A 14372-nucleotide genomic window follows, 5' to 3' on the forward strand; every position below is an offset into this window, starting at 1 on the left:
CGCGGTGCGCGCCGCGTCGCGGCCGTCGGCGGCCAGGACGAGCAGCACGGGCCGTCCGTCGTCCAGCAGGTCGTGCAGACGCGGTACGGGCGGGGTCGTCGGGGTCGTACGGTCCGGGGCGACCGTGCCCGTACGGTCCGGGCCCGGTGCTTCCGTACGGTCCGGGGCGACCCTGCCCGTACGGCTCGGGGCGAGCGCTCCCGTACCGGCCGGGGCAAGCGGGACGTCCGGCAGCCGGGCGCCCTCCCGCAGCCGCCCCTTGGGACGGCCCGGTACGGCGTGCACCAGCGAGAGCTGGGTCTGGCGCGGGGTGACGAACCGGTCGAGCAGCCCCGTGCGTTCGCCGATGCCCAGCGCCCGGTCCCGGACGTTCCGCCGCCAGCCGCGCATCGTCCACAGCCGCGTCTGGAGGTCGGTGTCGCTCAGCACCTCCAGCGCCACCGCGCGGCGTTCGCGCTCCCAGCGGTCGAGCACCTCGGCCGAGCGTTCGCCCCGTACCACCGCGCCCAGCGGCCCGGCCAGGCTCGCGGCGTCCTCTATGCCGGTGTTGAGGCCCTGGCCGCCCGCCGGGCTGTGGATGTGGGCGGCGTCGCCGACGAGCAGCACCCGGCCCTTCCTGAACCGGTCCGCGATCTTGCGGTGGACCCGGAACACCCCGGTGCGGTGCTCGCCGGTGAGGCGGATCGGGACGGGGCAGCGCTCCGAGGCGGCCCGCTGGACCTCCGCCCGTATGTCGTCCGCGATCTCCGCGTTCGGGGCGAGGCTGGTGAAGACGCGGAAGTTCCCGCCCGGCAGCCCGACCACGACGAGCACACCCTTGGCCGTCATGAAGTAGTGCGCCTCGTCCTGCGCCAGAGGGGTGTCGCACACCCCGTCCGACAGCAGGAACTGCTGGGGGTACGTCTCCCCCTCGAAACCCGTGCCGATCGCGTCGCGGACCGTGCTGTGCGCGCCGTCCGCGCCGATCAGCCAGTCCACGCGGGCGCGTTCGGTGGAGCCCTCGCCGTCCGTCAGCTCGACGGTGACGCCGTCGGGGTCGTCGGGGGACTGCGTCACCGAGGTCAGCTCGACGCCGAACTCGGTCTTCCCGCCCAGCTCCTCGAACCGCTGCCGCAGGGCGTGTTCCGTCTCCTGCTGCGGCAGGGACACCGCGAACGGGAACCGCGTCTCGGGCACCTTGCGGAAGGTCAGCCGGGCCACCCGGCGGCCCGCCGAGTGGTAGTTCTGCGCGTGCAGCGGCAGCCCGCGCGCGAGTATCCCGCCGCCCGCGCCCAGCCGGTGCAGCGCCTCCAGGGCGCGCGGCCACAGCGTGATGGCCTTGGCGTGGGGGTTGGGGCGGTCGGCCCGGTCGATCAGCCGGACCCGTACCCCCTGCTGGAGCAGGGCCGTGGCCGCCGTGAGCCCGACCGGGCCCGCGCCGACCACCAGGACCCCGGACGGGCCCGAGGAGTGCGCCGTGGCGTCCGTCGTCACGCGCCCTCCCCGGTCCGTACGACGAGGCTGGCCACGTGGCCGTCCTGGCCGATCCCGGTGACGAGGGAGAGCTGTCCGGGGGCGGTACGGGCCAGGACGGCGGCGAGCTGGAACGCGCCGTCCGCGCTGTACGCCTCTCCCGTGACCTCCTTGACGCGCAGCTCGGTGACCGTACGGCCGCCGAGGGCCCGGCGGACGGCGCGCCGCTCCGCCTCCTCGAACCCGACGAGGCCGGTGGCGCCGAGCGAGACGGTGCCGACCTCCGCGGGGTCGACTCCGGCGCGCTCCAGGGCGCGGGTGACACACGCGGCGAGCACGGACGTCACTCCGGGACGTACGCTCTCGGGGGAGAACGCCGTCTCGCTCGCGAGCAGTTCGGCGAGGACGGGCGCGCCGTCCCGGCGGGCCGCCTCGGCGTCCTGGACGGCGAACAGGGCGCAGCCCTCGCCGACGGGGAACCCCTGGGCGAGCGCGCCGGACGCGGCCCAGCCCCACGCGGTCTGCGGGCACAGCTCCTCGACGCCGCCGACGAGCAGCCGCTCGGCGTGGCCGCGGTCCAGGGCGTTGCGGGCGTAGCGGAAGGCCGCCAGGGCCGCGGTCGTACCGCCGGACAGGGTGGCGTTGATGCCGTGCAGCCCGTTCCAGATGGCGATCTGGCCGGTGCAGGAGTTCATCACCGTGTTGGGGAAGGCCGCCGCGTCGACGAGGAAGGGCCGGTCGTGCACGTGGGTGTCCCGGGCGAACTCGCTGCTGCTGCGGACACTGCCCGACGTGGAACCGAGCACCACACCGGTGGTGTTCCACGCCGGGTCGGTGAGGTCGCCCACCGGCGGACCCGCCGCCGTGCGCAGCAGCGCGCAGGCGGCGAGTCCGAGACCGGTGGTGCGGTCGAGGTGGCGGGTCCGCTTGCGGCCCACGTGGTCGGCGAGCCGGAACTCCGGCACCACCCTGATGTTGTCGGGCAGCCCGTCGGGCTCGGAGGGCCCGAGGGGCAGCTCAGCCGGGTCGGAGCAGGGCTCGGTGGCGCCGCACAGCGCGTCGGCGAGGGCGTCCAGGCCGGTGCCCGCCGGGGAGACGACACCGAGCGCGGTGATCGCCAGGGGCCGGACGCGGGGGAGCGTACCGGCGGACGGGGCGGTCGCGGGGGTGGTCGTGCGGGCGGGGGCGGTCGTGGTGGAGAGCGTCATGACACCTTCCCCAGGATGGTGATCGCGTTGTTGCCGCCGAAGGCGAAGCCGTGGTTCTGGGCGATGCGGACCTCGGCGGGGCGCGCCGTGTTGGGCACGGGGTCCAGGCCGGGGCCGAGGGCGGCGTCGACCTCGCGCAGGTTCGCCGTCGGCGGCAGGAAGCCCTGCTCGATGGCCTTGCAGCAGAGGAGCGCGCCGAAGCCGCTGGCGGCGCCCATGGTGTGGCCGAGCATCGACTTGATGGAGCTGATGGGCGGCAGCCGGTCGCCGAACACCTCGCGTACGGCGGCGACTTCGGTGAGGTCGTTGGTGGGCGTGCCCGTCCCGTGCGCGCAGATGTAGTCCACCTGGTCGGTGGTGATCCCGGCGCTGCGGTGGGCTCTGCGGATGCACTCGGCGACGCTGCCGGAGTCGGGGTGGACCATGTGCTTGGCGTCGCAGCTCAGCCCGTAGCCCAGGACCTCGGCGTAGACGCGGGCGCCGCGTGCCAGGGCGCGGTCCAGGGGTTCGAGGAGCAGGGCGACGCCGCCCTCGGCGGTGATGATGCCGTCGCGGTCCTTGTCGAACGGCCGGCACACGTCCTCGGCGAGGGCGCCCAGCCGAAGGAAGCCGGCGTGGGTGTAGCGGTTCACCGAGTCGGCGCCGCCCGCGAGCATGTAGTCGGCCTCGCCGGTGCTCACCAGGTCGGCGGCGTAGCCGATCGCGTAGTTGCTGGCGGAGCACGCGGTGGGGATGGTCTGGGCCTCGCCGGTCAGGCCGAGTTCGGTGTTGACGGCGGCGGCGATACGGCCGGCCGGCACCTGCGCGACCAGGCCGGGGTCGAGGCTCTTGAGGCCCTCGCCGACCCACTGCCGGGTGAGCCGGTCCACCACGGGCGCTTCACCGCTGGTGGTTCCCATCGCGGATCCGGCACGCGTACGGGAGAGTTCGGCACGGTCCAGGCCGGCGTCGGCGACAGCCTGGGTGGCCGCGGCGGCGGCCAGGAGCGCGGACCTGCCCCAGCGGGCGGGGTCGAGCGTGCGCAGGGACGCGTGCGCGTCGAAGTCGGGTACCTCGCCGGCCATCACCTGAGGGAAGCCGGTGGTGTCGAAGGAGCGGGCCGGGGAGATGCCGCTGCGGCCCTCCCGTACGGCCGCGGCGAGGGTCTCGGCGTCCTTGCCGAGACTGCTCACCGCGCCGAGCCCGGTCACCACGACACGTCGGGGGCCGAGGTCAGACACGCTCGGCCCCGGCGAGCGCGATGACGTGGTCCGCGAGAGTACGCAGGTCGACGAGGTTCTCCGCCTCCTCGACCGGCACGGATATGGTCAGTTCCTTGTCGATCCGCGCCAGTATCTGGATCAGCGCCAGTGAGTCCGCGTCGAAGTCCTCGACGAAGCGGGCGTCCGGGTCGACGGCCGCCGGCTCGTCCTCCAGCTCCAGCTCCTCCGCCACGATGACCCGGACACGCGTGAGGATTTCGTCGGACGACAGCGTCACAGCCTTCTGAGACATGGTGGATCCCCCTCTCGCCGCCGGCGTATTTCACCGGCCGCAGAAGGAAATTAGGCAGGTGGCGGCGGCCACGAGAAGGGTTTTGCCCCCAAGGCGCCGGGCGCTGTTCCCCAGGCGGTAGGAGGCGGGTCCGTCGGGCGTATCACCCGTACCTCTTCCGGGACATCTCCCGATGTCACTTTCGAGGCAGTGCGGAATCTGTTGGTGGTACGGCCGTTGAGGAGCGGACCGGCGCCTCAGCATGCTGATTCCCGCGAACGCCCGTACGTATGTCCGTGCGCGGCGGAGAAAGGGAATCCGCGGAACAGAATCCTGGAAAGGGAGAACGATGTCCTCGACAAGCAGGGGAAGCGCCGGAACGGAGCCAGCAATATCCGGCGACATATCCGGCGACATATCCGACGACGTACCCGTCGACCACAGGGGTGCCCCATTCGGCCACGCGACGCGCACCCGCGTCCGGCTCCCTCCGCTGCACGGGCCGCTGACCGCTTTCTCCCTGTCGATGGGTGTGCTCAGCCTCGCCACCCTCATCGGTCTCGCCGCCGACGACCGGATCCTCAACGGGGCGCCGATCTGGCTGAAACCACTGCACTTCGCGTTCTCGCTCGCCGTCTACAGCGCCACCCTCGCCTGGCTGCTGCCCCGGATCCGCCGCTTCCCCCGTACCGCGTGGTGGGCGGGGACGCTGATCGCCGTCAGCTCCCTCGCCGAAGCGGTGATCATCTCCGTCCAGGCATGGCGGGGCACGTACAGCCACTTCAACACCCTCACCCCGACGAACACCGCCTTCATGAACAGCATGACCGTCGCGGTGATCGTCCTGTGGACCTCCAACTTCGTGGCCGCCGTGGTCGTGCTGCGCGACCGGTCGCTCGCGAGGCCGCTGCGCCTGGCCGTACGGCTCGGGCTGGTCCTCGCGGTCGTCGGCATGTCCCTCGGCTTCCTGATGAACATCCCCACCCCCGAGCAGCAGCAGGCCGTCGAGGCCGGGCTGCCCACCCTCGTCGGCGCCCACAACGTGGGCGTGGACGACGGCGGTCCCGGCATGCCGCTCACCAACTGGAGCACGGTCGGGGGCGATCTGCGGATCCCGCACTTCGTCGGCATCCACGCGCTCCAGGTGATCCCCCTCGCCGGCGCCGTCCTGGCCCTGGCGGGCCGCCGCCGTACGACGTTCGCCGACGAGCGGATCCAGGCCCGCCTCGTCCTGATCACGGGAGCGGCCTGGGCCGGCCTGCTCGCCCTGGTCACCTGGCAGGCACTGCGCGGCCAGTCACTCGTCCACCCCGACGCCGTGACCCTCGGCGCCCTGGGCGCGCTCGTCCTGGCGGTCGCCGCCGCGACGGCGGTCGTCCTGCGCCCGGGCGCCCCGCGCTCCGGCGGCCCGCGTGTGCCCGCCTCCGCCGTGCGACATCCATGACGGACGAAGAGAGACCGAGACCGCACATGTCCGAGAACGCAGTCGGTACGCTCGCCGAACCGCCCTTCCACATACGCTTCGCCCACACCGTCGACCGCCATCTGGTCCACCGGGCCGCCGTGGCCGAGGTGTTCGTGACCGACACCCGCCAGATCGGTGAGTCCGTCTATCTCGCGGGCGCCCAGACGCCGCTCTCGCACAGCTACTTCAACGACCACATCCAGCGGGGCGCGCTCACCGACGTCCTGCTGGTCCTCGAAGCGTGCCGGCAGGCGGCCGTCTGCGGGGGCCACACCTTCCTCGACATCGCGATGGACACGTCGTTCCTCGTCAACGAGGTGTCGGTGCAGCTGCGCGACCCCGAGGCGCTGCGTACGGGGAGCGACCCCGGCGAGCTCCAGATCCTCACCGAGTACCCGGCGGTACGGATGAAGGGCGGCCGGGTCCGGCAGGTCGGCGTCGAGCAGGAGCTGACCTTCAACGGCGCGGCCGTGGGCGTCTCGTCCATGCGGGTCAGCGCCATGACGAAACATGAGTACGGGTCGCTGCGCACCTATCAGCGCGGGGGCGTCGCGCCCTCCACGCGCGAGGTGCCCCGCCCCGACCGCTCGGGCATCCTCGCCCCGGCCCAGGTCGGCCGTACGTCACCGGGCAACGTCGTCCTGGCCGAACCGGTCTTCGACGCCGGGCGTCTGACGGCCCGGCTGCTGCCGGACTTCGACAACCGCAGCCTCTTCGACCACCAGTACGACCACTTCCCGGCCATGACCCTGCTGGAGGGGGCCCGGCAACTGGCCCTTCTGGCGGCGTTCTGGAGCGGTCGTCAGCTGTCGGTCACCCATGTGCTGGGGATGGACGCGGCGTTCCTGCGTTTCGCGGAACTCGACGCGCCCGTGGTGCTGAGCGCCGAGATGCCCGGCAGCGGCGAGGACACCGTGGACGTGGCGTTCCAGCAGTCGGGCCGCAGCGTGGCCACGGCGTCGGTGCGGCTGTACGGGGAGGCGAAGGCATGAGCGAAGGCAAGGGCACGGAAGCGGGCGGGAAGACCGGGGTCCGCGCCGTCTGGACCGACTTCCGCGGTGTCCTCACCCCGCCGCTGCCCTGGGCCGTGGCCTCCTTCTGCGAGCCCATGGGCCTGGAGCCCGCCGCGCTGCACGCGGCGATGCGCACGGTCGGCCGCCGGTACGGCACCGGCTCGATGGCCCCGCTGGACACCCCGCTCGTGGACGAGGACGAGTGGGGCCGGCAGGTCGAGGCCGCGCTCCTGGACGAATTCGGGATCCGCGCCGACATGTCGGGCTTCGCCGCACGGTGGTTCGCCGACCGGCGCGTCAACCAACCGTGGATCGACGAGCTGGAGCGGATCCGCGACGCGGGTGTCTTCGTGGGCCTGCTCTCCAACATGCCGCCCGGCTGGGACCCGTACTGGCGGCAGATGGTCGACCCCGGCCTCTTCGACGACCTCGTGATGTCGTTCGAGACGGGGTGCCGCAAACCCGACCGGGAGATCTTCGACCTCGCCGTACGGCGCTCCGGGATCCCCGCGGCCCAGAGTCTCCTCGCCGACGACCTGGCGGAGAACTGCGAGGGAGCGGTCCTGGCCGGCTGGCACGGGCTGCACTTCACCGACACCGCGGATGCCGTCCGCGTACTGCGAAAGGAACTGGCATGAGCCGCACCGTTCTCATCAGCGGGGGCAACCGGGGCATCGGTCTCGCCGTGGCGCGGTCGTTCGCCGAGGCGGGCGACAAGGTGGCCGTCACCTACCGCACCGGCGCCCCGCCCCCCGGCCTGTTCGGGGTGGCGTGCGACGTCACCGAGGAGGAGTCCGTCAAACGGGCGGTCGCCGACGTGGAGGCCCAGTACGGGCCCGTGGAGGTGCTCGTCGCCAACGCGGGCATCACCAGGGACGGGCTCCTGCCGATGATGAGCGAGAAGGACTTCGAGGACGTCCTCGACACCAACGTCATGGGCGCCTTCCGGCTCGCCAAGCACGCCACCGGCGGGATGCTCAGGAAGCGCTGGGGACGGCTGGTGTTCATGTCCTCCGTGATGGGCTCGCTCGGCTCGCCGGGACAGACCAACTACGCGGCCTCCAAGAGCGCCCTGGTGGGCCTCGCCCGCTCGCTCGCCTGGGAGTTGGGCGCCCGGAAGATCACCTCCAACGTCGTCACGCCTGGCCTCATCGAGACCGACATGATCGAGCACGTCACCGACGCGCGCAGGGCGGAGCTGATCGGCAACACCCCGCTGCGGCGCACCGGGACCGCCGACGAGGTGGCGGCGGTCGTACGGTTCCTGGCAAGTGACGCCGCGTCGTTCGTCACCGGGGCCGTGGTTCCGGTGAGCGGCGGCATCGGCATGGGCCACTGAACGGTCGGTTTCCACCATGGAGCACAACGACGTGCACCGGGACGGCGGGACACCCCCTCGGGGGCCCGTCGTCCTCATCGACTGCACCCCGCGCACCGGCATCACCCGCCAGGACCTGGAGGTGCTCGACCGCTGGACACCGAACGGCGTGGGACGGGACCCCGAGGCCGTGGCAGGCAAGGAGCGGCGGCTGCGGCACATCGCCCGCACGCTCTACGAGTCGTGGCTCAGACCGCTGCGCGTACGGTCCGAGGACGTCGGCGGCGGGTTCGTGTTCACCCACCCCGCCGCCGGGGTGACCGTGCTGGAATGCTGCGCCCGGCACACCCTGCACGTGGACGTGTGGGACACGTGTGACCGGTTGCGGGTGCTCGCGGGCGGGGATCTTGAGCAGAAGGCGGGACGGTCCGGGCCACCGGTCGTCGCGCACCTGCCGGTGACCTGATCACCTGAGCACCTGACACCCGGGCGCCCGCGCCCGCCCCCGAGTGAGGAGACAACGTGCGCATCGTGCGCCACCACGAGTACGGCCCGTCCAAGGTCCTGGTCACCGAGGAGGCGGAACGGCCCGCGTACGGCCCCGAGGACGTCCTCGTCCGCGCCGAGGCGATCGGCGTCGACCACGCCGACGTACAGCGCAGGCTCGGCACCTTCCCCCTCGGCCCGCCGCCCCTCCCGCACTGCCCGTCCACGGACGTCGTCGGCACGGTCGTCGCGGCCGGTGACCGTGTGCGCGACATCACACCCGGCCAGCGGGTCGTCGTGTGGAAGGCGCGCGACGCCTACGCGGAGTACGTGTCGGCGCCCGCCACGCACCTCCTGCCGCTGCCCGAGGGACTGGACCCCGCCGAGGGCACGCTCCTCGGCTCCACCGGCCGGGTCGCCGTCCACCTGCTCCGTACCGCCCGGGTCGCCGAGGGCGAGACGGTCCTCGTCCACGCGGGGGCCGGCGCGATCGGGCACATCGCCGTCCAGGCCGCCCGCGCGCTCGGCGCGGCCCGGGTCATCGCCACGGCGGGCTCCCCGGCCAAGCGCGACTTCGCCCTCTCCCTCGGCGCGGACGCCGCCGTCGACCACACCGCCGCCGACTGGCCCGAGCGGGCCGCCGAGGCGGCCGGGCCCGGCGGGTTCGACGTCGTCCTCGACGGCATCGGCGGCCGGCAGCTCCTCGACGACGTCAAGCTGCTCGCCCCGTACGGCAGGCTCGTCTTCTACGGCGCCTCCGGCGGCGACACCGCACAGCCCTCGATCCCCGTCCTGTCCCTGATGGGCATGCGGCAGGTCATGGGCTTCAGCATGCCCACCCTCCTGGGCGGCCGGCCCGAGGAGGCAGCGGAAGGGGTGCGGCTCCTGCTCCGCTTCGTACAGGACGGATCCGTACGGCCGGTCGTCCACGCGCGCGTCCCGCTCGCCGAGGCGGCGCGCGCCCATGACCTGCTCGAAGAGCGGAGGAGCATGGGGCGCGTCGTTCTCGTGCCGTGAGGGGCGTAGGCTCGACAGGCCCGATTGGCAGACATATGGGAGGCGGCCTGATGACTGCATCTATTCAAGATGTAGGTCTCAAGCGCGAGCTGGAGCAGAAGGTCCGGGCGGGAGAGCGGCTGTCCCGCGAGGACGGGATCGCCCTGTACGAGACGGACGACCTGGCCTGGCTCGGCGGGCTGGCCCACGAGGTGCGGACGCGGAAGAACGGCGACGTCGTCCACTTCAACGTCAACCGCCACCTCAACATGACCAACGTGTGCACCGCGTCGTGCGCGTACTGCTCGTTCCAGCGCAAGCCGGGCGAGAAGGACGCGTACACGATGCGCATCGAGGAGGCCGTCCGCCTCGCCACCGCGATGCGCGGCGAGAACCTCACCGAGCTGCACATCGTCAACGGGCTGCACCCGACCCTCCCCTGGCGCTACTACCCGCGCTCGCTCAGCGCCCTCAAGGAAGCCCTCCCCGAGGTCTCCCTCAAGGCGTTCACCGCCACCGAGATCCACCACTTCGAGACGATCTCGGGCCTCTCGGCGTCCGAGATCCTCGACGAGCTGATCGAGGCCGGACTGGAGTCGCTGACCGGCGGCGGCGCGGAGATCTTCGACTGGGAGGTCCGCCGGCACATCGTGGACCACAACACCCACTGGGAGGACTGGTCGCGCATCCACCGGCTCGCCCACGAGAAGGGGCTCAAGACCCCGGCGACGATGCTGTACGGGCACATCGAGGAGCCCCGTCACCGCGTCGACCACGTGCTGCGGCTGCGTGAGCTCCAGGACGAGACCGGCGGTTTCCAGGTCTTCATCCCGCTGCGCTACCAGCACGACTTCGTGGACATGAAGGACGGCAAGATCCGCAACCGCCTCCAGGCCCGCACCACGATGGCCACCGGCGCGGAGGCGCTCAAGACCTTCGCGGTCTCCCGGCTGCTCTTCGACAACGTCCCGCACGTGAAGGTCTTCTGGGTGATGCACGGCGTGCAGACCGCGCAACTCGCCCTCCAGCACGGCGCGGACGACATGGACGGGTCGGTGGTCGAGTACAAGATCACGCACGACGCGGACAACTACGGCACGCCCAACAAGCTGGGCCGTGAGGACCTGCTCGACCTGATCCGCGACGCCGGCTTCCGGCCGGTCGAGCGCAACACCCGTTACGAGATCATCCGCGAGTACCCGGGGCCGGACGCCGACCGCCGCGAGTCCCCGCAGCCCATGCGGCTCTGAATCCGGAGAACAGAGGGATGTCGCTCATATTCGAACTGGATCCGGCGGTGGACCGCACCCTGCACGACGGACTCGTCGCGCTGTGGACGGACGTCTCCAACGCCGGTGGCTCCGTCGGCTTCGTACCGCCGGTGACCGGTGACGACATACGGCCCGAGCTGGTCAAGCACCTCACCGCCATGGCGGAGGGGCGCTGCCGGCTGCTGGTCGGGTACGACGAGGAGGGCGCCGTCGCCGCGACGGCGTTCCTCACGCTCAACACCCACCGGCTGATGCGGCACTGGCTCTGGCTGTACACGGTGATGGTCCACCCCCGCCACCAGGGCCAGGGGTACGGCCGTGACCTGATGGCCGCCGCCGCGGACGCCGCCCGGGGCGTCGGGGGCATCGAGGCGATCCGCCTCACCTGCCGCGGCGGCACCGGCGTCGACCGCTTCTACGCGTCGTGCGGCTACAAGGAGGTCGGGCGGGTGCCCGACGCGATCCGGGTCGCCCCCGGTGACGACCGTGACGACATCATCATGCTGCTCCCGCTCCACCCTTCGTACTGACCGCGGGAAGAGAGAAGGCCTGTTGTGACCCTCGCGAATCCGAGTCCCACCCTCCGCTACACGGCGATGCGGATCGGCGTCTTCATGGGCTGCCTCGTCTTCTCCGCCGTGCTCGTCCACTTCGGCGTGGTCCCCAAGGGCTTCGGCGACTCCAACGTCATCTGGGTGCTGCTCCTGGCCCTGGTCCTGTCGGCGCCGCTCAGCTTCGTCCTGCTGCGCAGGCAGCGCGACGCGATGTCGGCCCAGCTGGTCGACAAGGTCGCGGGAGCGCGCGCCAAGCTGGAGGCCAGCAAGTCCCAGGAGGACGGCGCGGCGCAGCGGTAGGCGCGGTTTCCCCACGCCGGGCCGTCGTTCACATGTCCGTCAAGTCGTAGGCTTATCAGGCCTACCGGGCAGTTCGGCGGCAGCGGGGGAGGGATGTCTGACGTGGGTGTCGTGCGTGCTTCCAGGAACAGGCGTTTACCCCGGGCGGTACGGGAGCGGCAGATGATGGACGCCGCGGTGCGGGTCTTCGGGCAGCGGGGTTACCGGGCCGCGTCGATGGACGAGATCGCCGAACTCGCCGGGGTCTCCAAGCCGCTGGTGTATCTGTACCTGCACTCCAAGGAAGAACTGTTCACGGCCTGCGTCCGGCGTGAGGGGGAGGCCCTGATCGACGCGGTGCGGGCAGGCGCGGAGCCGGGGCTGCCGGCCGACCGGCAGCTGTGGGCGGGGCTGACCGCGTTCTTCGCGCACACGGCGGACCACCCGGACGGCTGGGCGGTGCTGCACCGCCAGGCCCGTACGCACGGGGAGCCCTTCGCCGGGGAGGTGACCCTGCTGCGGGACCGGCTGGTGGCGTACGTGGCGGAGCTGGTGGGCGCGGCGGCCCGGGAGTCGCGCGCCACCGTCGCGCCCGCTGTTCCGGCCGGTGCCTCGGGGGCGGTTCCGCCGCCCCCCTCCGACCTCGGCGGGCGGGACGTGACCGGTCTGGCACAGGCGCTGGTGGGGGCCGCGGAGTCGCTGGCGGGCTGGGCGAACGACACCCCGAGCGTCTCGTCGCGGGAGGCCGCGGCCACGCTGATGAACTTCGCCTGGACCGGGCTCGGCGGCCTGATGGCGGGGGAGCGCTGGTCGGCGGGGGCGGACGCGTAGGTCCGCTTCCTGATACGACGCCCGGATACGGCCCCGGCAAGGGCAGGAGCCCTGCTTTCCCCACCCGAGTGGGGGACGCAGGGCTCCTTGGGTACTGCTCTTCAAGATCTTCGCGATCGCCTACCCGGAAGACTAGGCCGGGGTGACGTTCTCCGCCTGGGGACCCTTGGGTCCCTGAGTGACGTCGAAGTTCACGACCTGGTTCTCCTCGAGGGAGCGAAAACCGGACGCGTTGATCGCGGAGTAGTGGACGAAGACATCCGGGCCGCCGCCGTCCTGGGCGATGAAGCCGAAGCCCTTTTCAGCGTTGAACCACTTGACGGTTCCGGTAGCCATAAGCCCTCCTTGGGCCAAAGGGTTGCCCTGCTCCAGAACCTGCAAAGAAGTCTGAAAACTACAAAAGCCTGCGGGTCACATGCTCCGCAGGCTCTGTACTGCAAGGGAAACCAAACTGCAACTTGCGGCGAGCCTAGCACGCAGCGTAGGCGCAGCGGTAGAGGGAAAGATCACTTCACCCGGACGTTTGACAGGGGCCCTGACGTGCTGACGGGAGGCGCGCGGAACACACCCGGGGCGCACGCGGGACACACCCGGGAAGCCCCCGGAGCGGGCCCCCGCACGGGCCGGGTCTAGCCTCGGGATGTGGACAGTGCCGAAGGAATCGCAAGCGCAGAGGCCGCCGGATCCGATCATGGCGGCCATGGGGACCATGGGGACGGAGCCCGCGGGGACCACGCGGACCACACCGGCCACGGTCGCAGCCGGCCACGCGTCGGCCATATCCAGTTCCTGAACTGCCTGCCCCTCTATTGGGGGCTCGCCAGGACCGGAACCCTTCTCGACCTGGAGCTCACGAAGGACACCCCGGAGAAGCTCAGCGAGCAGCTCGTCCGGGGCGAACTCGATATCGGCCCCGTCACCCTGGTCGAATTCCTCCGCAACGCCGACGAACTCGTCGCATTCCCCGATCTGGCGGTCGGCTGCGACGGCCCCGTCATGTCGTGCGTGATCGTTTCCCAGCTGCCCCTGGAGAAGCTGGACGGGGCGCGGGTCGCGCTCGGCTCCACGTCCCGTACGTCGGTACGGCTCGCCCAGCTCCTCCTGGAGGAGCAGTACGAGGTGACCCCGGACTACTTCACCTGCCCGCCGGACCTCGGCGTGATGATGCAGGAGGCCGACGCGGCCGTCCTGATCGGCGACGCCGCCCTGCGCGCCTCGCTGCACGACGCCCCCCGGCTCGGCCTCCAGGTCCACGACCTGGGGCTGATGTGGAAGGAGTGGACGGGCCTGCCGTTCGTCTTCGCCGTCTGGGCGGCCCGCAAGGACTACCTGGCGCGGGAGCCGCTGGTCGTACGGAAGGTGCACGAGGCGTTCCTCGCGTCGCGCGACGTGTCCCTGGAGGAGGTCACGAAGGTGGCCGAGCAGGCGTCGCGCTGGGAGTCCTTCGACGCGGAACTGCTGGAGCGTTACTTCACGACGCTCGACTTCCGCTTCGGCGAGGACCAGCTCGCGGGGGTACGGGAGTTCGCGCGCCGCACCGGCCCGGCGACCGGCTACCCGGCGGACGTGCGTGTGGAGTTGCTCAGGCCGTGACCCATTGGTTCCGCCCCTGACACCCGTGGGCCTGGGGGGCGTTCGGAAGACCCCCTACGCTGCTCCGTACGGACGCGCGCGAGGCTGAGGGGGACAACAGCATGCAGCCGCTGGAGGCAGGCGAGGAGACCATCGGGCCGTACACGCTGCTGGGCAGGCTCGGTGCCGGCGGGATGGGCCGGGTGTACCTCGCCCGCTCCACCGGGGGCCGTACGGTCGCGGTGAAGGTCGTCCATCCGCACTACGCGGCGGACGAGCAGTTCCGGGCCCGGTTCCGGCGTGAGGTGGCCTCCGCGCGGCTGGTGGGGACGGGCCCCGGCGCGCACCGCTGGTCGGCGCCGGTGCTCGACGCCGACCCCGAGGCGGCCGTCCCGTGGGTGGCCACCGGCTATGTGGCGGGGCCCTCGCTGACCCAGGCGGTCGCCGGCCACGG

The 14372-nt window shown here is 71.9% G+C and carries 16 protein-coding genes and 1 pseudogene; 12 read left to right on the plus strand and 5 right to left on the minus strand.

Translation table 11 applies throughout. The features are described from left to right. From GT042_RS37180 to GT042_RS37195, 4 genes are all read right to left on the minus strand, one after another. The coding region (locus GT042_RS37180; RefSeq protein ID WP_161313077.1) for an FAD-dependent monooxygenase at positions 1-1473 on the minus strand (1473 nt) is incomplete at its 3' end. After that, entirely contained in the window at positions 1470-2660 is a 1191-nt protein-coding gene (locus GT042_RS37185; RefSeq protein ID WP_161313078.1) for a beta-ketoacyl synthase N-terminal-like domain-containing protein, read from the minus strand. The genes GT042_RS37180 and GT042_RS37185, both read right to left, overlap by 4 nt. After that, complete coding sequence (locus GT042_RS37190; RefSeq protein ID WP_161313079.1) at positions 2657-3880, minus strand: beta-ketoacyl-[acyl-carrier-protein] synthase family protein; 1224 nt, start codon at positions 3878-3880, stop codon at positions 2657-2659. The genes GT042_RS37185 and GT042_RS37190 overlap by 4 nt, the downstream gene beginning before the upstream one ends. Further along, the gene (locus GT042_RS37195; RefSeq protein ID WP_161313080.1) at positions 3873-4154 is read right to left on the minus strand and encodes a phosphopantetheine-binding protein; all 282 of its coding nucleotides are present in this window, start codon (positions 4152-4154) and stop codon (positions 3873-3875) included. The genes GT042_RS37190 and GT042_RS37195 overlap by 8 nt, the downstream gene beginning before the upstream one ends. A gap of 505 nt (positions 4155-4659) precedes the next feature. Between GT042_RS37195 and GT042_RS37200 the strand changes: the two genes are divergently transcribed. The 10 genes from GT042_RS37200 (at position 4660) to GT042_RS37245 (ending at position 12346) form a co-directional block, all read left to right on the plus strand. Beyond that, complete coding sequence (locus GT042_RS37200; RefSeq protein WP_202534781.1) at positions 4660-5577, plus strand: hypothetical protein; 918 nt, start codon at positions 4660-4662, stop codon at positions 5575-5577. A 26-nt stretch (positions 5578-5603) separates the two neighbouring features. After that, positions 5604-6590 (plus strand): ScbA/BarX family gamma-butyrolactone biosynthesis protein, encoded by a 987-nt coding sequence (locus tag GT042_RS37205; RefSeq protein ID WP_161313081.1) that lies wholly within the window; start codon positions 5604-5606, stop codon positions 6588-6590. Continuing rightward, a complete protein-coding gene (locus GT042_RS37210) occupies positions 6587-7249 on the plus strand; it encodes an HAD-IA family hydrolase (protein ID WP_161313082.1) in 663 nt (220 codons plus the stop codon). Before GT042_RS37205 ends, GT042_RS37210 begins: the two co-directional genes overlap by 4 nt. Further along, complete coding sequence (gene fabG, locus GT042_RS37215; RefSeq protein ID WP_161313083.1) at positions 7246-7950, plus strand: 3-oxoacyl-ACP reductase FabG; 705 nt, start codon at positions 7246-7248, stop codon at positions 7948-7950. Before GT042_RS37210 ends, fabG begins: the two co-directional genes overlap by 4 nt. Before the next feature lie 16 nt (positions 7951-7966). After that, the gene (locus tag GT042_RS37220) at positions 7967-8395 is read left to right on the plus strand and encodes a hypothetical protein (protein WP_161313084.1); all 429 of its coding nucleotides are present in this window, start codon (positions 7967-7969) and stop codon (positions 8393-8395) included. A 56-nt stretch (positions 8396-8451) separates the two neighbouring features. Further along, a complete protein-coding gene (locus GT042_RS37225) occupies positions 8452-9432 on the plus strand; it encodes a zinc-binding dehydrogenase (protein WP_161313085.1) in 981 nt (326 codons plus the stop codon). Between the two features lie 35 nt (positions 9433-9467). Further along, the gene (gene mqnE / locus GT042_RS37230) at positions 9468-10661 is read left to right on the plus strand and encodes an aminofutalosine synthase MqnE (RefSeq protein ID WP_161313086.1); all 1194 of its coding nucleotides are present in this window, start codon (positions 9468-9470) and stop codon (positions 10659-10661) included. Positions 10662-10678: 17 nt separating this feature from the next. Beyond that, complete coding sequence (locus GT042_RS37235; protein ID WP_161313087.1) at positions 10679-11212, plus strand: GNAT family N-acetyltransferase; 534 nt, start codon at positions 10679-10681, stop codon at positions 11210-11212. A gap of 24 nt (positions 11213-11236) precedes the next feature. Next, positions 11237-11536 carry a DUF4229 domain-containing protein gene (locus GT042_RS37240; RefSeq protein ID WP_327235058.1) on the plus strand — a complete coding sequence of 100 codons (300 nt, stop codon included), beginning with the start codon at positions 11237-11239 and terminating at the stop codon, positions 11534-11536. 162 nt (positions 11537-11698) lie between these two features. Beyond that, the gene (locus GT042_RS37245; protein ID WP_237531568.1) at positions 11699-12346 is read left to right on the plus strand and encodes a TetR/AcrR family transcriptional regulator; all 648 of its coding nucleotides are present in this window, start codon (positions 11699-11701) and stop codon (positions 12344-12346) included. Between the two features lie 132 nt (positions 12347-12478). Here GT042_RS37245 and GT042_RS37250 read toward each other — a convergent pair whose 3' ends face one another. Further along, on the minus strand, positions 12479-12682 hold the full coding sequence (locus tag GT042_RS37250) for a cold-shock protein (protein WP_003967102.1): 204 nt from the start codon (positions 12680-12682) through the stop codon (positions 12479-12481). A 444-nt stretch (positions 12683-13126) separates the two neighbouring features. On the opposite strand from GT042_RS37250, the gene GT042_RS37255 reads away from it, so the two are divergent. Together GT042_RS37255 and GT042_RS37260 are read left to right on the plus strand one after the other, a co-directional pair. Continuing rightward, the gene (locus GT042_RS37255; RefSeq protein WP_161313091.1) at positions 13127-13939 is read left to right on the plus strand and encodes a menaquinone biosynthesis protein; all 813 of its coding nucleotides are present in this window, start codon (positions 13127-13129) and stop codon (positions 13937-13939) included. Between the two features lie 101 nt (positions 13940-14040). After that, positions 14041-14372 (plus strand): annotated as a pseudogene (locus GT042_RS37260) (serine/threonine protein kinase); the annotation flags it as partial.

The organism is Streptomyces sp. SID3212 (assembly GCF_009865405.1).
Classification (GTDB): Bacteria; Actinomycetota; Actinomycetes; order Streptomycetales; family Streptomycetaceae; genus Streptomyces.